This window comes from Streptomyces sp. NPDC054796, assembly GCF_053611545.1.
In genome coordinates, this window is the sequence record NZ_JBSHAO010000038.1 from 49,151 (window position 1) to 71,085 (window position 21,935).

Here is a 21,935-nt window from a genome sequence, read left to right on the forward strand (position 1 = left end):
GGCCCGTTTGCCCCGGGATCAGCGGGAGCGTGCCGTCACGCGGTAGGTGTCGGCGACGGCCTCGAAAGTACGGTCGATCTCCTTCTTCTTGTTCTCCGAGCCCATGACGAGCAGCACGTGGTACCGCCCGTCGAGGATCATCGCCCGGTTGCGCGCGTACACCTGCCGCCCGCTGTCCCGCCAGCCGAACGTGCCCTCGGCCATGGCCGTGTCGCCGACGTCGATCCGGCGCAGCCCGGACGTCGTCGCCCAGTCGGAGGAGCGGTACGCGGCCAGCTCCGGCTCGTCGTCGCTCTGGTAGGCCGAGGGGTCCTTGCCGTACTTCTTCGTCGTGTCCCGGCCGTTGACGATCACCATCTCGACCTGTCCGCCGTTGTAGCGCACCTGGCCACGCCCGTTCGTGGAGCGCCGGTCCCACTTTTCAGGCACCGCTATCTGGAAGCCCGCCGGGTCCTTGCTCAGCTTGTAGCCCTCGGGGACGCGGTCGGCGGACGGCGCGGTGGTCTGCGGTGCCTCGGTGTTGGGCGGGTTCTTGTCCTTGTCCTCGCCCTTGTCCTCGCTCTCGCCCTTGTCCGCGTCCTGGCCCTTGTCGCCCTGGTCCCCTTCTTCTTGGCCGGGCGCCTCCACCGAGCCCCTCTGCTGGGTGGCGCCGCCGCCCTCGCCCTTGGGCATGAACCACATCGCGAACAGCACCGCCGCCGTCAGCGCGAACAGCACCAGCCCGAGGAGCAGCCGCCCCAGACTGCGCGGGCTCCCCGTACGCGGCTGCCGTGCGCGCTTCTTCTCCTTGGGCCGCCGCTGCCTCTGCCTGACGGGGCCGTCGTCGACGGGTACCTCGTAGAGCGGCGCGTAGGACTGTGCGTCGTAGGACCGCGCGTCGTGGACGGGCGCCTCGCGCGGCGGCGGCAGGTCACGCAGCGGCGGCTCGCGGAAGGGCGTCGCCTCGTGGGAGCGCGCGTCCTCGCGGGCCGGGGGCACATGGTGGCTCTGGTGTTCCGCGCGTGCCGCCCGATCGGGCGACGGCGGCATGTCGCGGTCCGTGGACCGCACCCGCGCGGGAGGCATCTCGTAAGCCGAGGGGGTCTCCCGCGCGGGGGGTACTGGGGGCATCTCGTGGACGCGGCGCGTGCCGCTCCCGGTCCGCCGCTCCCGCCGCGACCGCTGCTCCCGCCGCTCAGCGGACTTCTCGCGGCTCTTCTTGTGCCGGTGCCGCTCAGCACCGGCGGCGCCTAAAAGGCGGCGGTCGGCCTTGCGCCTGCGCACCAGCCAGCCGCGCCGCCGCACGATCGGCAGCCGTCTCGGATTCGAGGACGCGCCCGAGTCCAGCGACGGGGGACCGAGCAGGGTCCGCCGTCCGACGTCGGGCTCGGGCGCCGAACGGGTCAGGGAGCGCAGCCAGCCGCGCAGCTCCTCGAAGTCCGGGCGCTCGGTGGGGTCCTGGCGCATCAGCGACTCGACGACGGGGCGCAGCGGCCCGCAGTCCTCGGCGAACGCGGGCGGCTCCGAGCAGACCATCTGCGCCAGCTCGGCCGCACTGTCCTCGGGGTAGGGCGCGTGGCCCTGCACCGCGCGGAAGAGCAGCACGCCCAGAGCCCACAGGTCGGCCGCCGGGCCCACGGGCGGAGCCAGCCGCCAGTTCTCGTAGACGGGCCCGGCCTGCTCGGGCGCCCAGCGCTCGGTGACCGGGCCGACCACGGTCATCCGCGCCTGACGTGCCCGCTCAGCGGCCAGCGCGGTGGCGGGCCCCCGGTACCGGCCCTCGTCGGCCCACGGACGGCTTGCGTCGTCCTCGGGCTCGGGCTCGACGGGGGCGGGGCCCGGGGCGGGGGCGGGGGCATGGGCGGGGGCCGCGTCCGGTGCGGCGTGCGGCTCGGGTGCCGGGCTGTGCGAGTCGGCGGTGCGCCAGGTCGCGCGGACGGGGCGGCTGGTGCCGTGGCGTGCGCCGGGGAGCGAGGTCGGACTCACCTCGTCGCCCGCGGGCGGCAGCCAGCGGACGTCGTCGTCCGGCGCGGGTGCCGGGCCCGACGGCGGCGTACGGTCCGGCAGCGCGCGCTCCGGAGCCGTCGACCACCACTCCCCGGCGCCTCCTCCACCCCCGGGCCGGTCCGCCGCGCGCCGGTCGCTCTCGCGGGCCTCGACCGCGCGGCGCGCGCCCGCGCGATAGGCCGCGATGGCACCGCGCCGCGCGGCCCGTACGTGTGCGGGGGACGCGCTCGTGCTCTCCGTAGCGCCGTGCCCGTAGCCGTGCCGGACCGGTCCGCCGCCCTGGCCGGGGTGCCCGGCGCCGTGCGGGGGTGGGGGCTGTGGCGACGGTACGGACGCGGAGGTTCCCGTTTCCGGCGGGCCCGCCTGCCCCCGCCCCCGGCCTCCGGGCGCCTCCTCCCACTCCGCCTCCGGCTCGTATGCACCGTCGGGCTCGTCGGGCTCATCGGGCTCATCGGGGGGCAGCCCCTCGAAGCCGAAGATGCCCCGGCCGCGCCGCTCCCCCTCCGCTTCCTCGCCCTCGTAACCGCTCTCGTATCCGTCCTCGTACCCGTCGTCGTGGGCGTAGGACTGCCCGTCGTCCCACTGACCGGCACCGCCGTCGGCGCCCGGGCGCACCGGGTGGTCCCTGTACGGCGCGTACTCCCCGTATCCGCCGCACGCCGCGCGCTCGTCCTGCCGCGCCTGGAAGCCGTCGGGCAGTGCCTCGCCCGTCCACGTCGCCGGATCGCGGCTCTCGCGACCGCCGGTCCACGGGGCGCCGGGCGCCTCCGTGCCGTACGGGTCCGAGTCCTGGCCCGGACCCCGTGCCCCGGCCCGCTCCTCGTCGCGGGCCTCGGCGAGCGCCGCGCGTGCCGCGCCCGGCGGCACGGGGACGCCCGGCGGCACGGCCGTCCCGACCCCGGGCACGCCCGGAACGCGGCCTCCCGGAGGCACAGGGCGTGCGGCCTCGACGGGCGGCACAGGACCCCGCAGCGCCGGGGGCACCTGCGCTGCGGCACCGGCCCCCGTGACACCGTTCGCGCCGCCCGCACCTGCCGGGCCACCGGAGCCAACAGCGTCACCGGAGCCGTCGCCCGGCCCCTCGCCCGAAGCCGATGCCGAAGCAGGCGGAAACGGGTCGTACCCGCACAGCGCTTCCTGCGCCGCGCCCACCGCGAGACCCGAGAGGAGGGCCCGCCCGTCCTCGCAGATGAGAACGGTGCGCGCTGTGATGTTGCGGTGCGTCCAGCCGTGCCCGTGCACCGTGCGCAGCGCGGCCAGCAGATCGGCCGCGATCTCCGCGGCCCGGTGCGCGCTCAGCGGGCGGTCGGCCAGGAGCGCGGAGAGCGGGCGCGCGGGCACCAGTTCGCTCACGATCCACAGTCCGTCGCCCTCGACGAAGACGTCGAAGACCTGGTCCAGGCGGGGGTGGTCGGGGATACGGGAGGCGGCCAGCGCCGCCTCGACCGCGCGCCGGACCGTGGGGTCCGCGGGGCTGCGGGTGGCCCTCCCGGGACCGCCGCCCGGCCTGCCGCCCGCCGCCGCGCCATAGCCGCCGGGATCGCCGTCCTCGACGACCTCGCCCTCGACGACCTCCGGCAACGGCACCTGGCGCACGAGGACCCGCTGCCCGCTCGCGGTGTCGTAGGCGACGGTCTCGGCCAGCTCGAACTCGTCGGAGGAGGGCCGGGGCAGGCGGTAGCGATCGGCCAGCAGCCGCCCCGCGTCACCCGCGTAGTCGTTCACGACGCCTCCCCACAGCGTGCGAGACCGTCAAATCCCTGTCTCATCCGCGCCATTGCGGACGTATACGGCCCGCGGTTCTTCACGATACGTGCCCATGCGGTCTCGCGCCGCGAGACCGGTGACTCCGGCCGTGACTCCGTTCGGTGAGCCTGCCCGCAAAGGCGGTTACCCCAACGCACCCGCGAGGAACCCCGGGAGCACGGGCGCGTAAGCCCGGGAGCACAAGGGCTCAGCCCCCGGAGCACGACCGGAGCGGAGGGGCGTACGGAGGCGGTACGGAGTCGGTACGCGCCCGTACGAGGGCTGTACAGGGGCCGTACAGGAGGGGTACGGGGTGGTACGGGGTGGTACGGGGCGGCCGGACAGCGGAGGAGGGAACAGGCCCGTCGGTGAAGCCGCCTCAGTCGGCCACCTTGAAGGTCTTGAACGCCGTCTCCCGCAGATCGCGGCACTTCTTCTCGTCCCAGCCCGACGCCTTGCAGGTGACCATGATCGCGTAACCGTGCGTGCTGTCGACCTTGAAGCCGCGGTTGAGGACGCGCACCTTCGTGCCGCCCTCCGTCCGCGTGAACTGCCAGTCCGCGACCGTCGGATAGCCGCGCCAGCTCACCTTCTCGATGCCGATGCGGTGGTAGCTGGGGCTGTTGCCCTTGACGGCGCCCTCCAGCGAGCGCCAGGCAGCGGCGGCGTCGGAGGTCGGCTTGGGGTTGTAGTCGACCTGGATCTTGGGGAGGCCGCTGCCTCCCGTCGCGTACTTGCGGCCGGAGTTCTGGCCCGCTATGCCCGCCTTCTCCATGTCACCCGGCATCGCCATGCTGAAGTGGAACTGATCGTCCTCGACGTTCTCGTAACCGTCGGGCAGTGAGGGCTTCCCGGACTCGTCGTCCTTGTCCTCGTCCTTCGACGGGGAGGACTCCGGGGAGGTGGAGGGGCTGGACTTGCCGCCGTCCTCCTTCTTCTTGTCCTCGTCCGCGCCCTTGTCCTCGGACTTGCCGCCGTCCGTCTTCTCGTTCTGGCCGGCCGCGGCTCCCGACGAGGCGCCGGTCTCCTGACCGGCGCTGCCGCCGCCCTCTTCGCCCGAGGCGTTCACCAGCACGGCGCCGAGCAGCACCAGCACGGCGACGACCGCCGCCGCGGCCACCAGGAGGGTGCGGCGCGAGAAGCGCTCCGTGAGCGACGCCAGCGCGGCGGACGTACTGCCGCCCGCTCCCCCGCCCGTACCGGAACCCGCGCCCGCGGCGGAGGCGGTACGCGCGCCCGCGCGGGAGGCCGACGCCGACGAGGCCGCCGGAGCCTCCTCGGGAAGCTGACGCCCACGCCCCGGGGCGAACCGCCCACCGGCACCACCGGCAGCACCGGCCCCGGCGGCACCCGAACCCTTCGCGGACGCCGGGGACTTCGCCCCCGCACCCCCCTTGCCGGTGCCCGCACCCGAACCCGCACCCGCGCCCGCGCCCGCACCGGAGGCGGACGACGCGGGCTTTGCCGCCTTCTTCTTCGTCGCGGAAGCCGCCGCGGCGCCCGCGGCGGCACCGGCAGCCGCCGCCTTGCCCGTCCAGGAGCCCTTGCCCGACCTGCCGGTTCCCTTGCCGGAACCCTTGCCGCTCCAGGGGGCCTTGCCGCGCCCCTCCCCCGACGCCGCCGGGCCGTCCTCGTCCGGCGGGGACGGCAGGACGGTCGTACGGGTGGCGTCCGAAGGCTCGGCCACGGCCGACGCGCCCTTCGCGCCATAGGCCACCGGCTCCAGCAGCACGCGGGCACCGTCCACGTCGAGCCGCTTGGCCGGGTCCTTGATCAGCAGGCCGTAGATGGCCTCGCTCAGCTCACCGGCCCGCTCCGTCGGCGGCACCGGCTCCGTCATGACGGCGGTCAGCGTGGAGATCGCCGAGCCCTTGTCGTAGGGCGGGTGGCCCTCGACCGCCGCGTACAGCAGGCCGCCCAGCGACCACAGATCGGCGGGCGGGCCCGGGGGCTTGCCCCGCGCGCGCTCCGGGGAGATGTACGAGGGCGCGCCGACCAGCATGCCCGTGGAGGTGACCGAGGGATCGCCCTCGACCTTCGCGATGCCGAAGTCCGTCAGGACCACGCGGCCCGTCCCGTCCTCCAGCAGCACGTTGGACGGCTTCACGTCACGGTGCAGGATGCCCTCGCGGTGCGCGGCGCGCAGCACGTCCAGGATCGCGAGGCCCACCTCGGCGGCGCGCTGCGGAGTGAGCGGGCCGTCCTGGCGGATGTGATCGGCCAGGGAGCTGCCCTCGACCAGTTCCATGACGATCCAGGGGCGGTCGTCCTCGTCCACGACATCGAAGACCGTGACGGCGCTGCCGCTGCGGATGCGGGCGATCGCCTTCGCCTCACGCAGGGTGCGGGTGATGAGCCGCTGCTTCTCGTCCTCGTCGACGCTGGAGGGGAACCGCAGCTCTTTCACCGCGACCGTGCGGCCCAGGATCTCGTCCCTGCCCCGCCACACGGTCCCCATGCCGCCGCGCCCGAGGACCTCCCCGAGCCGATAGCGACCTCCTACCAGCCGTCCCGTGTCCTCGCTGCCCATGAATCCCCTTGTGTCCCCTCTGCGATGAGCCCACCCCCAGCAGAGCCTTCATTGTGGACCATCCTTCTGACAAGACGTGTACGGGGGCTCCACACCTGCCGCACAGCCTTCTCACGAGTCACTGCCGTCCCCGAACTGCCCAGCCCACAGGGGTGAAAGACCTCACAGGGGCCGCCCGAGCGAACGCCGGACGGCCCCCGGGCGGCCCCTCGACGACCCCCGGTCACGTCACGAGACCCGTCACAGCGGCACGATGTCCTCGGCTCCCAGGCGGGCCGCGTCGGCGGTCTGGTCGTCGGGCTGGAGCTGCGACTCGCGCTCCGCCTCTACCCGCTTCTCGTAGTGCGCGACCTCCCTGTCGATCTGGTCCGGCTCCCAGCCCAGCACGGGCGCCATCAGCTCGGCGCACTCCCGCGCGCTGAGGGTGCCGCGGTCGAAGGTCTCGATGGAGATGCGGGTGCGCCGCGTCAGCACGTCGTCCAGATGGCGCGCGCCCTCGTGCGTGCAGGCGTAGACGATCTCGGCCTTCAGATAGTCGTCGGCGGCGGGCAGCGGCTCGCCCAGCTTCGCGTCGGCGGCGATCAGTTCGAGCACCTCGTCGGCCAACGTGCCGTAGCGGTTGAGCAGATGCTCCACGCGCGCCTCGTGCAGCCCCGTGCGCTGGGCGATGCGGGCCCGCGCGTTCCACAGCGCGTGGTAGCCCTCGGCGCCCACGAGCGGCACGTCCTCGGTGACGCATTCGGCCACCCGCTGGTCCAGCCCGTGCACGGCCTCGTCCACCGCGTCCTTGGCCATCACCCGGTACGTCGTGTACTTGCCGCCCGCGATGACGACCATGCCCGGCACCGGGTGCGCCACGGTGTGCTCGCGCGAGAGCTTGCTCGTCGCCTCCGACTCACCCGCCAGCAGCGGGCGCAGGCCCGCGTAGACGCCCTGCACGTCGTCGCGCGTCAGCGGCACGGCGAGCACCGAGTTGACGTGCTCCAGCAGGTAGTCGATGTCGGCGCTGGAGGCCGCCGGATGCGCCTTGTCCAGGTCCCAGTCGGTGTCCGTGGTGCCGACGATCCAGTGGCGGCCCCACGGGATCACGAACAGCACACTCTTCTCCGTACGGAGGATGAGCCCCGTCGTGGAGTTGATCCGGTCCTTGGGGACGACGAGGTGGATGCCCTTGGACGCGCGCACATGGAACTGGCCGCGCTCCGCGATCAGCCCCTGGGTGTCGTCCGTCCACACGCCCGTCGCATTGACGACCTGCTTCGCCCGCACCTCGAACTCGCCGCCCTGCTCCAGGTCCTGCACCCGGGCCCCGACGACCCGCTCGCCCTCGCGCAGGAAGCCGATCACCCGCGCCCGGTTGGCGGCGTGCGCGCCATAGGCGGCGGCCGTGCGCACGAGGTTCGTCACATAGCGCGCGTCGTCCATCTGCGCGTCGTAGTACTGGAGCGCGCCCACCAGCGCGTCCTTCTTCAGACAGGGCGCCACCCGCATCGCGTGCTTACGGGACAGGTGACGGTGCGTGGGCAGCCCCCGGCCGTGCCCCGAGGAGACGGACATGGCGTCGTACATGGCCACGCCCGTGCCCGCGTACAGCCGCTCCCAGCCCTTGTGCTGGAGGGGATACAGGAACGGCACGGGCTTCACCAGGTGCGGGGCGATGCGCTGGAGCAGCAGGCCGCGCTCCTTGAGCGCCTCCCGTACGAGGGCGAAGTCGAGCATCTCCAGATAGCGCAGCCCGCCGTGGATCAGCTTGCTGGAGCGGCTGCTGGTTCCCGACGCCCAGTCGCGGGCCTCGACGATGCCCGTCGAGAGGCCGCGGGTGGCGGCGTCGAGCACCGTCCCCGCTCCGACGACACCGGCGCCCACGACCAGCACGTCCAGCTCGCGCTCCGCCATGTTCGCCAGCGCCTCGGCACGCTGCTCCGGTCCCAGTGTCGCTGTCCTCATACCGCTGCCTCCCGTGTGGTGCTGCCCGATACCTGACACTGCGCTCCCTGCCGATGGTCCCCCATCGGCACGACTTTGGCCGCGCGCCGACAGCACCACGCGCGTAATACCGCATATCTGTCATATTGGCCCTTAACCTGACAGGGCACCGCGCACAACTCGTCGCGTCCACCCGGGGCACTCCCCGGCACCGCGCAGCCGGGGCCCGGGGCTCGGGGCGCCGTCAGGCCGGGGGTTTCCCGGCGAAGCGCTGGGGTCTCCCGGCGAAGCAAGGCTGGGGCACCCCAGCGAAGCGAGGGGAAGGACGTCACGCACCATGCCCGCAGATCTCGCCGTCATCGGAATGGGCCAATCGGGTCTCCCGGTGAGCCAGGCCGCCACAGCCGCCGGCATCGGCACAATCGGCTTCGACCCGGACGAGCACACCGTCGCCGAACTCAACGCCGGCCGCCCGCCCGCCGACGGCTCCCTCACCGCGGCCGAGATCCGCCGCATGCTCTCCCGCGGCTTCCGGGCGAGCGCCGATCCGACGGTGCTGAGCCGCGCCCGTACGGTCCTCATCTGCGCGCCCACCCCCCTGGCCCCGGACCGCGCGCTGGACCTCACAGCGCTGCGCGCCGCCGCCCACACCCTCGCCTCCCGCCTGCGTCCGCGTACGACGGTGATCCTCGAATCGACGGTGTACCCGGGCAGCACGGAGGAAATCCTCCGCCCCCTGCTCGAAGAGGGCTCGGGGCTGCGCGCGGGCCGCGACTTCCACCTCGCGTACTCGCCGGACCGCGTCGACCCTGGCGGGCGCGGCCACCGCTACGCGGGCATCCCCAAGGTCATCGGCGGCCTCACCCCGGCCTGCACTGAGGCCGCTGTGGCCTTCTACGGGCGGCTGACCGACAAGGTCGTGCGCGCCCGCGGCCCGCGCGAGGCGGAGACGGCCAAGCTCCTGGAGACCAACTACCGGCACGTCAACATCGCCCTCGTCAACGAGATGGCCGTCTTCTGCCACGACATCGGCGTGGACCTGTGGGACGTCATCCGCTGCGCCGAGACCAAGCCCTTCGGCTTCCACGCCTTCCGCCCCGGGCCCGGCGTGGGGGGCCACGGCGTCCCCGTCGACCCCAACCACCTCTCCAGCCGGGGCCGTTCGCCGGGCTACCCGCTGCGCATGACCGAGGTCGCGCGGGAGATCAACTCCCGGATGCCGCGCTACGTGTCACAGCGCGCCGCGGCCCTCCTCAACGAGCACGGCAAGTCCGCGCGCGGCGCCCGCGTCCTGCTCCTGGGCGTCACCTACAAGCCCGACCTCGCCGACCAGGAGGGGGCGCCCGCGCGCGAGGTGGGCACACGGCTGAGGGAACTGGGCGCGCAGCTCAGCTACCACGACCCTTATGTGTCACGCTGGCGCGTGTCGGGCCAGCCCGTGCCCCGCGCCGACTCCCTCTACGAGGCGGCCGGCGCCGCTGACCTCACGGTGCTGTTGCAGCACCACAGGACGTACGACCTCCAGGGCCTCGCCGCGAAGGCCCAACTCCTCCTCGACACCCGCGGCGCCACCCCAACGGGCGCGGCGCACCGCCTCTGAGGAAACGCAGGGTTGCCCCTTCACCGGGTTGCGCCCCCTCACGGGCTGCGGGGTGAAGCCCACACGGGGTGCAACCCCGCGAAGGGGTCAGCGGGCGACCGTGACCTCGACGCGCTGGAACTCCTTCAGGTCGCTGTAACCCGTCGTCGCCATCGCGCGCCGCAGCGCCCCGAAGAAGTTCATGGACCCGTCAGGCGTGTGCGAGGGCCCGAGCAGCACCTCTTCGATCGTGCCGACCGCACCGAGATCCATCCGCTTCCCGCGCGGCACATCCTCGTGCACGGCCTCCATGCCCCAGTGGTGCCCGCGCCCGGGCGCATCCGTCGCACGGGCCAGCGGCGAGCCGATCATCACCGCGTCGGAGCCGCAGGCGATGGCCTTCGGCAGGTCTCCGGACCAGCCGACACCGCCGTCGGCGATGACGTGCACGTACCGGCCACCGGACTCGTCCATGTAGTCGCGGCGCGCCGCGGCCACATCCGCGACGGCCGTCGCCATGGGCACCTGGATGCCGAGCACGTTCCGGGTGGTGTGCGCGGCGCCGCCGCCGAAGCCCACCAGCACACCGGCCGCACCGGTCCGCATCAGGTGGAGCGCAGCGGTGTACGTGGCACAGCCGCCGACGATGACGGGCACGTCCAGCTCGTAGATGAACTGCTTCAGGTTCAGCGGCTCGGCCGCACCCGACACGTGCTCGGCGGAGACCGTGGTGCCACGGATGACGAACAGGTCGACGCCCGCGTCCACGACGGCCTTGGAGAACTGCGCGGTGCGCTGCGGCGAGAGCGCGGCGGCGGTCACGACGCCCGAGTCGCGGACCTCCTTGATCCGCTGGCCGATCAGCTCTTCCTTGATCGGCTCGGCGTAGATCTCCTGCATGCGGCGCGTCGCGGCGGCGTCGTCCAGCGCGGCGATCTCCTGGAGCAGCGGCTCCGGGTCCTCGTACCGCGTCCAGAGGCCTTCCAGGTTCAGTACACCGAGGCCGCCGAGCTGGCCGATGCGGATCGCCGTGCGCGGCGAGACGACCGAGTCCATGGGCGCCGCGAGGAACGGCAGGTCGAAGCGGTAGGCGTCGATCTGCCAGGCGATCGAGACCTCCTTCGGGTCGCGGGTGCGCCGACTGGGCACCACGGCGATGTCGTCGAAGGCGTACGCCCGCCGTCCGCGCTTGCCGCGCCCGATCTCGATCTCAGTCACGTGTCTAGCCCTTCGCCCTTCACTGTGGTGTGCCGTTCCAGTATCGCCGACCCACCCCGCATGCCTGAGCCCGCGGCCCCCGCGAGGAGGACCACGGGCTCATGGAGGCTCCGCTTCGGCGCCGCCGCCTCAGCGGCGCGAGTAGTTCGGCGCCTCGGTCGTCATCTGGATGTCGTGCGGGTGGCTCTCCTTGAGGCCCGCCGCGGTGATCCGTACGAAACGGCCGCGCTCCTTCATCTCCGGGACGGTCCGGCCGCCGACGTAGAACATCGACTGCTTCAGCCCGCCGACGAGCTGATGGACGACGGCCGAGAGCGGGCCGCGGTAGGGCACCTGGCCCTCGACGCCCTCGGGGATGAGCTTGTCGTCGCCGCTGACCTGCTCCTGGAAGTAGCGGTCCTTGGAGTACGACCTGTCGTCGCCGCGGGTCTGCATCGCGCCCAGCGAGCCCATGCCGCGGTACGACTTGAACTGCTTGCCGTTGATGAACAGCAGCTCACCCGGCGACTCCTCGCAGCCCGCGAGGAGGCTGCCGAGCATCACCGTGTCGGCGCCCGCGACGATCGCCTTGGCGATGTCGCCGCTGTACTGGAGGCCGCCGTCGCCGATGACGGGGACGCCCGCCGCCTTGGCGGCCTCCGCAGCCTCGTAGATCGCGGTGACCTGCGGGACGCCGATGCCCGCGACGACGCGCGTGGTGCAGATGGAGCCGGGGCCCACGCCGACCTTGACGCCGTCGGCACCGGAGTCGATCAGTGCCTTGGCGCCGTCACGGGTGGCGATGTTGCCGCCGATGACGTCGACGGAGGTGTTCGACTTGATCTTGGCGACCATGTCGCCGACGAGCCGGGAGTGGCCGTGCGCGGTGTCCACGACGATGAAGTCGACACCGGCCTCGACCAGCGCCTGCGCCCGCTCGTACGCGTCACCCGCGACACCGACGGCCGCGCCGACGACGAGACGGCCCTCGCCGTCCTTGGCCGCGTTCGGGTACTGCTCGGCCTTGACGAAGTCCTTGACGGTGATGAGGCCCTTGATCACGCCCGCGTCGTCGACCAGCGGCAGCTTCTCGATCTTGTGGCGCCGCAGCAGCTCCATGGCCTCGTCGCGCGAGATCCCGACCCGGCCCGTGACCAGCGGCATCGGCGTCATGACCTCGCGCACCTGACGGCCGCGGTCCAGCTCGAAGGCCATGTCGCGGTTGGTGACGATGCCGAGCAGCTTCCCGGCCGGGTCCGTGACCGGCACGCCGCTGATGCGGAACCGGCCGCACAGCTCGTCGGCCTCGCGGAGCGTGGCGTCGGGGCGGATGGTGATGGGGTCGGCGACCATGCCGGACTCCGAGCGCTTGACCCGGTCGACCTGCGTGGCCTGGTCCTCTATCGAGAGGTTGCGGTGCAGGACGCCGACGCCGCCCTGCCGGGCCATCGCGATGGCCATGCGCGCCTCGGTGACCTTGTCCATCGCCGCGGAGAGCAGCGGGACGTTCACCTTGACGTTGCGGGAGATGTACGACGCGGTGTCGATGTCCTGCGGTGCCATGTCCGACTCGCCTGGCAGCAGCAGCACGTCGTCGTACGTCAGCCCGAGCATGGCGAATTTGGCGGGCACTCCGTCGACGTTTTCTGTCATGACACCTTTCCAATGCTTGCCACGGCGGGACGTCCATGCTAACGGCACGGAAGGACTGCTCGCGTGCGTCTTCGGCCACAGCGCGGACGCCGTCGGCCGTACGGTCCGTACGCCCCGTGTGGCACCGCGCGCTCCGTCCGGGGTACGGGTTACTGCTCCGCCAGCGCCCGCAGCCTGCTGAGCGCCCTGTGCTGGGCAACGCGCACGGCCCCCGGGGACATTCCGAGCATCTGCCCCGTCTCCTCGGCGGTCAGGCCGACGGCGACGCGCAGCAGCACCAGCTCCCGCTGGTGCTCGGGCAGGTTGGACAGCAGCTTCTTGGCCCACTCGGCGTCGCTGCTGAGCACGGCGCGCTCCTCGGGCCCCAGCGAGTCGTCGGGCTGCTCCGGCATCTCGTCGGAGGGCACGGCGGTGCTGCCGGGGCCGCGCATGGCGGCGCGCTGGAGATCGGCGACCTTGTGCTGGGCGATGGCGACGACGAACGCCTCGAAGGGCTTGCCCGTGTCGCGGTAGCGCGGAAGCGCGCAGAGAACGGCGATGCAGACCTCTTGCGCGAGGTCGTCCACGAAGTGGCGAGCGTCACCGGGAAGTCGTGTGAGGCGGGTGCGGCAATAGCGCAGCGCCAGTGGATGTACGCGGGCGAGCAGATCGTGGGTGGCCTGTTCGTCACCCTCGGCCGCGCGCTGGACGAGGGCGCTCACGGCGGCGTTCTCATCGTGCCCGTCGTCCCGCATCGGTCCATGGTGCACCGACGGCTTACGATCCGCCGCACCGCGTCCGTAGTTGTGCACCGAAGCGTTATGAGCTGGCGCACTGGCCCTCATGTCCCGCGCCCTCCCCTCACGCATGACCGGCTGGTCCCCGAGGAACTCCATACTCCAAGCATGCGGCACGCGCGGAGTAACCGTGCCGCCCCGGCCGCCCCGCCCCTCCCCTGACGACCCCTTCCCGGAGAGAGAAGGCCCGGTCGGGGGCGGGCGGGCACCGTGTGAACGTGAGTTATCGAACGAGTCCCCAGCGGAAGCCGAGGGCCACCGCATGAGCCCGGTCCGAGGCGCCGAGCTTCTTGAAGAGCCGCCTCGCGTGGGTCTTCACCGTGTCCTCGGAGAGGAACAGCTCCCGGCCGATCTCGGCATTGGAACGCCCGTGACTCATGCCCTCCAGGACCTGGATCTCACGGGCCGTGAGCGTGGGCGCCGCGCCCATCTCCGCCGAGCGCAGCCGCCGTGGGGCGAGGCGCCAGGTCGGATCGGCCAGCGCCTGGGTGACGGTGGCCCGCAGTTCGGCGCGCGAGGCGTCCTTGTGGAGATAGCCGCGGGCACCCGCGGCGACCGCCAGCGCGACCCCGTCGAGATCCTCGGCGACGGTGAGCATGATGATGCGGGCACCGGGGTCGGCCGACAGCAGCCGCCGCACGGTCTCGACCCCGCCCAGGCCGGGCATCCTCACATCCATCAGGATCAGGTCTGAACGATCGGCGCCCCAGCGGCGGAGAACTTCCTCGCCGTTGGCCGCCGTCGTCACACGCTCCACACCGGGCACGGTCGCGACCGCGCGGCGGAGCGCTTCTCGGGCAAGCGGGGAGTCGTCGCATACGAGGACGGAAGTCATGACCGCCCTCCGCAGCTGATGCGCATCACCTTGAGCCTCCAGGCTGTTACGAATCGTCACCTGTGCGATTGACAGCCTCGGACATCAGTGCCCGAGCTGACTTCCGCCAACCGCTTCAGACCTCTCAACGACGGTCACCCAAAAGAGTTACGGCTTTCAGCGGTCGCCTTCGACACTCTACGTGATTGCGCAGACACAGATCAGCCGCATCGCAGGGTCCCGTCGCAACAACTGGCAACTATCCCTTTTTGCCCCATTTGGTGATCCTTCCTTCCGTTTCGAGGCATCTATCGTTAGATTCGCAATGAGTCATATTTTCGCACCAGTGACCTGCGAGCCTCAGCACGCTTCCGAGAGGACACGCAATGGCAGACTTCTCCCGCCTTCCGGGCCCTAACGCCGACCTGTGGGACTGGCAGTTGCTCGCCGCCTGCCGCGGGGTCGACAGCTCCCTCTTCTTCCACCCGGAAGGGGAGCGCGGCGCGGCCCGCAGCGCGCGCGAGACATCGGCGAAAGAGGTGTGCATGCGCTGCCCCGTACGCTCTGAGTGCGCGGCGCACGCCTTGGCCGTACGCGAGCCCTACGGGGTCTGGGGCGGGCTCACCGAGGACGAACGCGAAGAACTGATGGGCCGCGCCCGCACCCGCCTGGTCGCCGTCCCGGACAACTAACGCAGAAACGTTCCCCCTTCGCGGGGCGCGGATTGAAACGCAGGGTTCCCCCTCCACGGGTCGCACTCCTTCGCGGGGTACGGGGTGAAACCTTCACGGGGTGCCCGCTCTTGCAGGGGTGCGCCTGCTGTGGGTGCCCCTTTGGGGTTTCGTTCGCGTGCTGCGGCCCGGTGGCACGGGTTGTGCCCACCCTCCCCCAGCTACCGCTGGGCGGTGCCCCCTCGCCAGCGGGACGCCTGCCCACAACAATGGCGAGCCGCCGCCGTCGGCTTCCCGCGACAGGGGCGGAGCCCCTCCGACACGGCACCGGTCCACAGCATGGGAACAACCGAAGCGGTCACCGGCCGATAGTTGGCCACCGGGCGGGAGGGGACGTGGTGGGGTGTCCCCGCAAGTGGTGGCGACGAGTGCCGGAGGAAACCCGACAACGAGACCCGCACTTGTCGCCGCCCGAGGAGACACCCCACCACGGCACCGACCCCCACCACACACCAACCCCACACGACCACCGGCACAAGCCAACAACCACGCGGCGCCAGCCGCACCGCACCGCAACCACACACCGCGCCCACCCACGCAGCCGCACCCGAAAGACGGCCCACCCCGTGAAGCCGCACAAAAATCAGCGCGGGACCCTACGGCACCCACCTCACAGGCCAACCGTCCCGCGCAACACCCCCGTCACAGGGCGCACCCACACAGGCGAACCGCCCAGCGCAGCGCCGTCTACCGTGAAGCCGCCGACGTCAGTCGGCAAAGCATGGCCGCGACCGCCGGGACCTGGGCCAGGTCGGGGAGGGTCAGGGCGACCACCTCGCGGCGGACCTCCGGGGTGACCCGGACCGCGCGCGTGCCCCTGGGACGTACCGACTCCACCGCCAGTTCCGGCAGCACCGCCACCCCCAGCCCCGCCCCGACGAGCCCGACGACGGCCGGATAGTCGTCGGTCGCGAAGTCGATGCGCGGCGTGAAGCCCGCCGCCTCGCACACCTCCACGAGGTGGCGGCGGCAGCGCGGGCAGCCCGCGATCCACGGTTCCTCGGCGAGCGTGCCGATCCCCACCTCGTCGGCGTCCGCGAAGGGGTGCCCCTCGGGCACCAGCCCGACGAGCCGGTCGGTGAGCAGCGGACGTACGACGAGGTCGTCCCACTCGGGCGACGCCTCATAGCGGAAGGCCAGCGCGATCTCGCACTCTCCTTCACGCAGCATCTCGACCGACCGAGGCGGCTCGGCCTCCACGAGCGAGACCCGGGTACCGGGGTGGTCGGTGCGCATGGCGGCGACGGCGGTCGGTACGAGCGTCGAGCTGCCGCTGGGGAAGGAGACCAGGCGCACGCGCCCCGCGCGCAGGCCCGCGATGGCCGCGACCTCCTCCTCGGCGGCCGTCAGCCCGGCCAGGATGCCCGCTGCGTGCCGTACCAGGGCCTCGCCCGCCTCGGTGAGCCGCGTCTCGCGCCCCGTACGCACCAGCAGCGGGGTCCCCGCCGACTGTTCCAGTGCCTTCATCTGCTGGCTGACGGCCGGCTGGGTGCAGCCCAGTTCGCGGGCGGCGGCGGAGTAGGAGCCGCTGGTGGCGACCGCGCGGAGCACGCGGAGATGGCGGGCCTCGATCATGCTTCGAGCATAAGCGGGCCTTGGGTGGAGCGGGAAAAATCCGTTCGGAGCTTGGGGACGGGCGCCTTAGCCTGGCGTCATGAAGCTGCTCTCAGTGAACGTCGGCAAGCCGCTGCGCGCGGAGTACACCGACGCCGAGGGGAATCTGACCGGAATCGACAAGCGTCCGGCCGAGGGCGCGGTGGCCGTCGCCGCGCCGGGCCCCAAGGGGGTCGGCGGGAGCGGGCTCGCCGGGGACACGATCGGGGACAAGCGGCATCACGGGGGTGACGTTCAGGCGGTGTACGCCTACGCGCGCGAGGATCTGGACGCGTGGGGCCGTGAGCTGGGCCGCGATCTCGCCAACGGTGCCTTCGGGGAGAACTTCACCACCACGGGCCTGGATGTGAGCGGTGCTCTGATCGGAGAGCGCTGGCGCGTCGGGCCCGATCTGGTGCTGGAGGTCGATTCGGCGCGCATCCCCTGCCGTACGTTCGCGGGCTGGCTCGGCGAGCGGGGGTGGGTGAAGCGGTTCACGGAGAAGGCGGCGCCGGGTGCGTATCTGCGGGTGATCGAGCCCGGTGAGGTGCGTGCGGGTGACGCCGTGGAGATCGTCCACCGTCCGGAGCACGAGGTCACCGTCAGCTTCCTCTTCCGGGCCGTGACCAGGGAGTCCGAGCTGCTGCCGCGCGTCCTTGCGGCCGGAGAAGCGCTGGACCCCGAGGTGCGCGAGATCGCCGTCAAGCGCATCGGCTGACGGAGCCGCCGCCCGCCGGGGACTGATCCTGCCCGGACCAGGAACCGCTCCTGTCCGGGTCGAGGACCGTTTCTGTCCGTATCGCGGATGGCCGGTGACCGTTCGCCGCGCGTGACGGATAGCGTTCGCCCCATGACGACTGCGTTGATCACGGGAGCGACAGCCGGTATCGGGGCCGCCTTCGCGCGGCGGCTCGCACGGGACGGACACAACCTGGTGCTGGTCGCCCGGGACACCGAGCGGCTCCGGCGGCAGGCGACGGAGCTGCACGACCGGCACGGCATCGAGGCGTCGGTCCTCAGCGCCGATCTCGCCACGGAGGCGGGCATCGCGTCCGTCGAGGCGCGCCTCGGGGATACGGAGCACCCGGTCGACCTGCTCATCAACAACGCGGGGTTCGGCAACAAGGGGCGCTATCTCGACGTCTCCATGGCGGACGAGCTGACGATGCTGAAGGTGCACTGCGAGGCGGTGCTGCGGCTGACGTCGGCGGCTGCGACGAGCATGCGCGAGCGGCGCAGGGGCGGGGTCGTCAACGTCGCCTCGGTCGCCGCCTTCGTGCCCCGGGGCACGTACGGGGCGAGCAAGGCGTGGGTCGTGCAGTTCACGCAGGGCGCGGCGAAGGACCTGGCGGGCTCGGGCGTGCGGCTGATGGCGCTGTGTCCGGGCTTCGTGCGTACGGAGTTCCACGAGCGCGCCGGGATGGACACCGGCAACATCCCGTCCTGGATGTGGCTCGACGCGGACAAGCTGGTGGACGCGGCGATGAAGGACCTGGCGCGCGGCAAGCCGCTGTCCATCCCCGATCCCCGCTACAAGGCCCTCATGGGCGCCTCGAAGCTGGTGCCGCGCGGGGTGCTCTCGCGGGTCTCCTCGACGACGGGGCGCCGCTACGGGCCGCAGTGACGCACGAGTGACGCAGCGGCCCCGCACGCGAACCGCCGCGCGCACGCGTGAGGCCCGGCACCCCTCTCGGGGCGCCGGGCCTCAGCGCGGATGAGCCGTACGGGAGGTACGGGCCCCGCGCGTCAGTGCGAGTGACCGTGGCCGTGACCGCCCGCGGCGGCCTCGTCCTCCTCGGCGGGCTTCTCGACGACCAGGGTCTCGGTCGTGAGCAGCAGCGAGGCGATCGACGCGGCGTTCTCCAGCGCCGAGCGGGTGACCTTCACCGGGTCGATGACGCCGGCCTTGATCAGGTCGCCGTACTCGCCCGTCGCGGCGTTGAAGCCCTGGGTCTTCTCCAGCTCGGCGACCTTCGAGGTGATGACGTAGCCCTCGAGGCCCGCGTTCTCGGCGATCCAGCGCAGCGGCTCGACGACGGCGCGGCGGACCACGGCGACACCGGTGGCCTCGTCGTCGGCCTTGCCGAGCGAGCCCTCCAGCACCTTCGCGGCGTGGACGAGCGCGGAGCCGCCACCGGAGACGATGCCCTCCTCGACGGCGGCGCGCGTTGCGGAGATGGCGTCCTCCAGGCGGTGCTTCTTCTCCTTCAGCTCGACCTCGGTGGCCGCGCCGACGCGGATGACGCACACGCCGCCGGCCAGCTTGGCCAGGCGCTCCTGGAGCTTCTCGCGGTCCCAGTCCGAGTCCGTGGACTCGATCTCGGCCTTGATCTGGGCGACGCGCGCCTGGACGTCCTCGCCCTTGCCAGCACCGTCGACGATGGTGGTGTCGTCCTTGGTGATGGTGACGCGGCGGGCCGTGCCCAGCACGTCGAGACCGGCCTGGTCGAGCTTGAGGCCGACCTCTTCGGCGATGACCGTGGCGCCGGTCAGCGTCGCCATGTCGCCCAGCATCGCCTTGCGGCGGTCGCCGAAGCCGGGGGCCTTCACGGCGACGGCGTTGAAGGTGCCGCGGATCTTGTTGACGACGAGCGTGGACAGGGCCTCGCCCTCGACGTCCTCGGCGATGATCAGCAGCGGCTTGGAGCCACCGGCCTGCATGATCTTCTCCAGCAGCGGCAGCAGGTCCTGGATGGACCCGATCTTGCCCTGGTGGATCAGGATGTACGGGTCGTCGAGGACGGCCTCCATACGCTCCTGGTCGGTGACCATGTAGGGCGAGAGGTAGCCCTTGTCGAAGGCCATGCCCTCGGTGAAGTCCAGCTCAAGACCGAAGGTCTGCGACTCCTCGACGGTGATGACACCGTCCTTGCCGACCTTGTCCATCGCCTCGGCGATCAGCTCGCCGACCTGCTTGTCCTGGGCGGACAGACCGGCGACAGCGGCGATGTCCTCCTTGGAGTCGATCGGCTGGGCCGAGGCCAGCAGGTCGTCGGAGACGGCCTTGACGGCGGCGTCGATGCCCTTCTTCAGGGCGGCCGGGGAGGCACCGGCGGCGACGTTGCGCAGGCCCTCGCGTACGAGCGCCTGGGCGAGCACGGTGGCGGTGGTGGTGCCGTCACCCGCGATGTCGTTGGTCTTGGTCGCCACCTCCTTCACGAGCTGGGCGCCGAGGTTCTCGTAGGGGTCCTCGACCTCGACCTCACGGGCGATGGTCACGCCGTCGTTGGTGATGGTCGGGGCGCCGAACTTCTTGTCGATAACGACGTTGCGGCCCTTGGGGCCGATGGTGACCTTGACCGTGTCGGCAAGGCTGTTCACGCCGCGCTCAAGGGCGCGACGGGCGTCCTCGTCGAACTTCAGGATCTTCGCCATGGGAGCTGTTAAGTCCTTTCGTTGCGATCCTCGGCCGCCGGACACGGCAGCCGCCATCGCTCAGACGAACCGCGCCCTGGCCCCGGCCATCTCGTATTCGGATGCGGGAACCAGGGCGCGGGTCAGAAGCAATATTCCGGCTTCGCGGCTTCGGAAAGCCTCGATGACCGCTTCGGGCCGACGGCCGTCGGGCCTGGGCCCATGGCCGGTGGCCTTACAGGTGAATTACTTCTCGACGATCGCGAGAACGTCGCGAGCCGAGAGGACGAGGTAGTCCTCGCCGCTGTACTTCACCTCGGTACCGCCGTACTTGCTGTACAGCACGATGTCGCCGACCTTGACGTCGAGCGGCAGGCGGTTGCCGTCCTCGAAGCGGCCCGGGCCCACGGCAAGGACGGTGCCCTCCTGGGGCTTCTCCTTCGCGGTGTCCGGGATGACCAGGCCAGAGGCCGTGGTCTCTTCAGCGTCGAGCGGCTGGACCACAATGCGGTCCTCAAGCGGCTTGATGGCAACCTTGGAGCTGGCGGTCGTCACGATCCGACCTCCCCCTTCGGAGATCTCATCACGGGGTCATATGTCTGGGGTGGCGACCTGGTAGATCCGTCGTCGCGGGTGCCGGATCTGCCTGTCGCGACTAGCTGGCACTCACCAGGGGAGAGTGCCAGGGTTGAGATTATGCCGCGGTTAGCACTCCGTCAACCAGAGTGCCAGCGAGCCGCCCGCGCCCCCCGTCGGCGCCGGGACGTGGCAAGGGAATTCCGCCAGGGAGAATGGGGGCGTGGATCTTGACGCTTTCTCCCGGCTCCTGGGCGACGAGGGGCAGTCCCTCCTCGCCGGGCTGCGCGACTTCGACCCGGCGCACGAACTCTCCGTCGCGACGAGGCTGCGCCGCGACCACCCCGCCGAACTGGTCTCCGCAGCGCTCGCGCAGGCGCGGCTGCGGCAGCGCGCCGTGGCGAAGTTCGGTACCGAGGACGCGGCGCGGATGTACTTCACGCCCAACGGCCTGGAGCAGTCGACCCGCGCGACCGTCGCGGCGCACCGGGCCCGCCGCTTGACCGGGGAACTGGGCGTGCGGCGGCTGGCCGACCTCTGCTCGGGCGTCGGCGGCGACGCGCTCGCGCTGGCCCGCGCCGGGGTGTCGGTGCTGGCCGTGGACCGGGACCCGCTGACCTGCGCGGTGGCCAGGGCCAACGCCGAGGCCCTGGGGCTGGCCGACCGCATCGAGGTGCGGTGCGAGGACGTGACCGAGACCGACATCTCGGGGTACGACGCGGTCTTCGTCGACCCCGCGCGGCGCGGCTCGGGACGGGGCGGACAGGGCGGACGGAGCGGCTCCGGGAAGGGCGGCGGGCCGGGGCGCGGCGGGGCCCGTATCTTCGATCCCGAGGCGTACTCGCCCCCGCTGAGCTGGGCCGTCGAGGTCACCCGTCGCGTCTCGCACGCGGCGCTCAAGGTCGCGCCCGGCATCCCGCACGAGGTCGTACCGTCCGACGCCGAGGCCGAGTGGATCTCGGACGGCGGCGATGTGAAGGAGGCCGTGCTCTGGTTCGGCGCGGGGGTGGAGGACGGTCTCGTCCGGGCGACGCTGCTGCCCGGCGGGGACACCCTGACGGGGACCGGGCTCCCCGACCCGGAGCCCGGGGACGTCGGGCGCTATCTGTACGAGCCGGACGGCGCCGTGATCAGGGCGCACCTGGTCTCCGAGGTCGCGGCACGGGTCGAAGGCCGTCTCCTCGATCCGACGATCGCGTATGTGACGTCCGACGCGCTGGTCCCGACGCCGTACGCGACCGCCTACGAGATCACCGACGTGCTGCCCTTCAACGTCAAGAAGCTGCGCGCCCTGCTGCGGGAGCGCGGGGTGGGCGTGGTCACCGTGAAGAAACGGGGCTCCGCCGTCGAGCCCGAGGAACTCCGCCGGAAGCTGAAGCCCGAGGGTCCGCACGCCTGCACAGTCTTCCTCACCCGGGTCGCGGGTGCCCCGATGACGCTGCTGGGGCACCCGGCGACACGGGCGGCGTGAGCG

At 72.0% G+C, this 21,935-nt stretch carries 15 protein-coding genes; 5 read left to right on the plus strand and 10 right to left on the minus strand.

What is annotated here, in order from left to right:
* Positions 1-18: 18 nt before the first annotated feature.
* From ACWGJ2_RS27380 to ACWGJ2_RS27390, 3 genes are all read right to left on the minus strand, one after another.
* Entirely contained in the window at positions 19-3,711 is a 3,693-nt protein-coding gene (locus tag ACWGJ2_RS27380) for a hypothetical protein (protein WP_453348908.1), read from the minus strand.
* Positions 3,712-4,111: 400 nt separating this feature from the next.
* Positions 4,112-6,262, minus strand: coding sequence for a protein kinase domain-containing protein (locus tag ACWGJ2_RS27385; RefSeq protein WP_453348909.1), 2,151 nt, complete (start codon positions 6,260-6,262; stop codon positions 4,112-4,114).
* A gap of 240 nt (positions 6,263-6,502) precedes the next feature.
* Entirely contained in the window at positions 6,503-8,209 is a 1,707-nt protein-coding gene (locus tag ACWGJ2_RS27390) for a glycerol-3-phosphate dehydrogenase/oxidase (protein WP_453348910.1), read from the minus strand.
* Between the two features lie 316 nt (positions 8,210-8,525).
* Between ACWGJ2_RS27390 and ACWGJ2_RS27395 the strand changes: the two genes are divergently transcribed.
* Positions 8,526-9,788, plus strand: coding sequence for a nucleotide sugar dehydrogenase (locus ACWGJ2_RS27395; protein WP_453348911.1), 1,263 nt, complete (start codon positions 8,526-8,528; stop codon positions 9,786-9,788).
* Between the two features lie 87 nt (positions 9,789-9,875).
* On the opposite strand, the gene ACWGJ2_RS27400 is transcribed toward ACWGJ2_RS27395, so the two are convergent.
* From ACWGJ2_RS27400 to ACWGJ2_RS27415, 4 genes are all read right to left on the minus strand, one after another.
* Positions 9,876-10,985: a GuaB3 family IMP dehydrogenase-related protein gene (locus tag ACWGJ2_RS27400; RefSeq protein WP_453348912.1), complete on the minus strand. Its 1,110-nt coding sequence runs from the start codon at positions 10,983-10,985 to the stop codon at positions 9,876-9,878.
* A 129-nt stretch (positions 10,986-11,114) separates the two neighbouring features.
* Positions 11,115-12,617 (minus strand): IMP dehydrogenase, encoded by a 1,503-nt coding sequence (guaB, locus tag ACWGJ2_RS27405; RefSeq protein ID WP_453348913.1) that lies wholly within the window; start codon positions 12,615-12,617, stop codon positions 11,115-11,117.
* Between the two features lie 149 nt (positions 12,618-12,766).
* Positions 12,767-13,351: a sigma-70 family RNA polymerase sigma factor gene (locus ACWGJ2_RS27410; protein WP_453348914.1), complete on the minus strand. Its 585-nt coding sequence runs from the start codon at positions 13,349-13,351 to the stop codon at positions 12,767-12,769.
* 265 nt (positions 13,352-13,616) lie between these two features.
* Positions 13,617-14,228: a response regulator transcription factor gene (locus tag ACWGJ2_RS27415; RefSeq protein WP_003948568.1), complete on the minus strand. Its 612-nt coding sequence runs from the start codon at positions 14,226-14,228 to the stop codon at positions 13,617-13,619.
* Between the two features lie 365 nt (positions 14,229-14,593).
* On the opposite strand from ACWGJ2_RS27415, the gene ACWGJ2_RS27420 reads away from it, so the two are divergent.
* Positions 14,594-14,899, plus strand: a complete 306-nt coding sequence (locus ACWGJ2_RS27420; protein ID WP_453348915.1) for a WhiB family transcriptional regulator — start codon at positions 14,594-14,596, stop codon at positions 14,897-14,899.
* A gap of 726 nt (positions 14,900-15,625) precedes the next feature.
* Here the strand turns inward: ACWGJ2_RS27420 and ACWGJ2_RS27425 are convergent.
* Positions 15,626-16,513, minus strand: a complete 888-nt coding sequence (locus ACWGJ2_RS27425; protein ID WP_453348916.1) for a LysR family transcriptional regulator — start codon at positions 16,511-16,513, stop codon at positions 15,626-15,628.
* Between the two features lie 79 nt (positions 16,514-16,592).
* Here ACWGJ2_RS27425 and ACWGJ2_RS27430 point away from each other — a divergent pair, with 79 nt between their 5' ends.
* Together ACWGJ2_RS27430 and ACWGJ2_RS27435 are read left to right on the plus strand one after the other, a co-directional pair.
* Positions 16,593-17,249 (plus strand): MOSC domain-containing protein, encoded by a 657-nt coding sequence (locus tag ACWGJ2_RS27430; RefSeq protein ID WP_453348917.1) that lies wholly within the window; start codon positions 16,593-16,595, stop codon positions 17,247-17,249.
* A gap of 132 nt (positions 17,250-17,381) precedes the next feature.
* On the plus strand, positions 17,382-18,155 hold the full coding sequence (locus ACWGJ2_RS27435; RefSeq protein WP_453348918.1) for an SDR family NAD(P)-dependent oxidoreductase: 774 nt from the start codon (positions 17,382-17,384) through the stop codon (positions 18,153-18,155).
* A 122-nt stretch (positions 18,156-18,277) separates the two neighbouring features.
* Here ACWGJ2_RS27435 and groL read toward each other — a convergent pair whose 3' ends face one another.
* Positions 18,278-19,906, minus strand: a complete 1,629-nt coding sequence (gene groL, locus ACWGJ2_RS27440; RefSeq protein ID WP_453348919.1) for a chaperonin GroEL — start codon at positions 19,904-19,906, stop codon at positions 18,278-18,280.
* Positions 19,907-20,131: 225 nt separating this feature from the next.
* Positions 20,132-20,440 carry a co-chaperone GroES gene (groES, locus tag ACWGJ2_RS27445; protein WP_114023449.1) on the minus strand — a complete coding sequence of 103 codons (309 nt, stop codon included), beginning with the start codon at positions 20,438-20,440 and terminating at the stop codon, positions 20,132-20,134.
* Positions 20,441-20,684: 244 nt separating this feature from the next.
* Between groES and ACWGJ2_RS27450 the strand changes: the two genes are divergently transcribed.
* Complete coding sequence (locus tag ACWGJ2_RS27450) at positions 20,685-21,932, plus strand: class I SAM-dependent methyltransferase (RefSeq protein WP_453348920.1); 1,248 nt, start codon at positions 20,685-20,687, stop codon at positions 21,930-21,932.
* Positions 21,933-21,935: the final 3 nt, after the last annotated feature.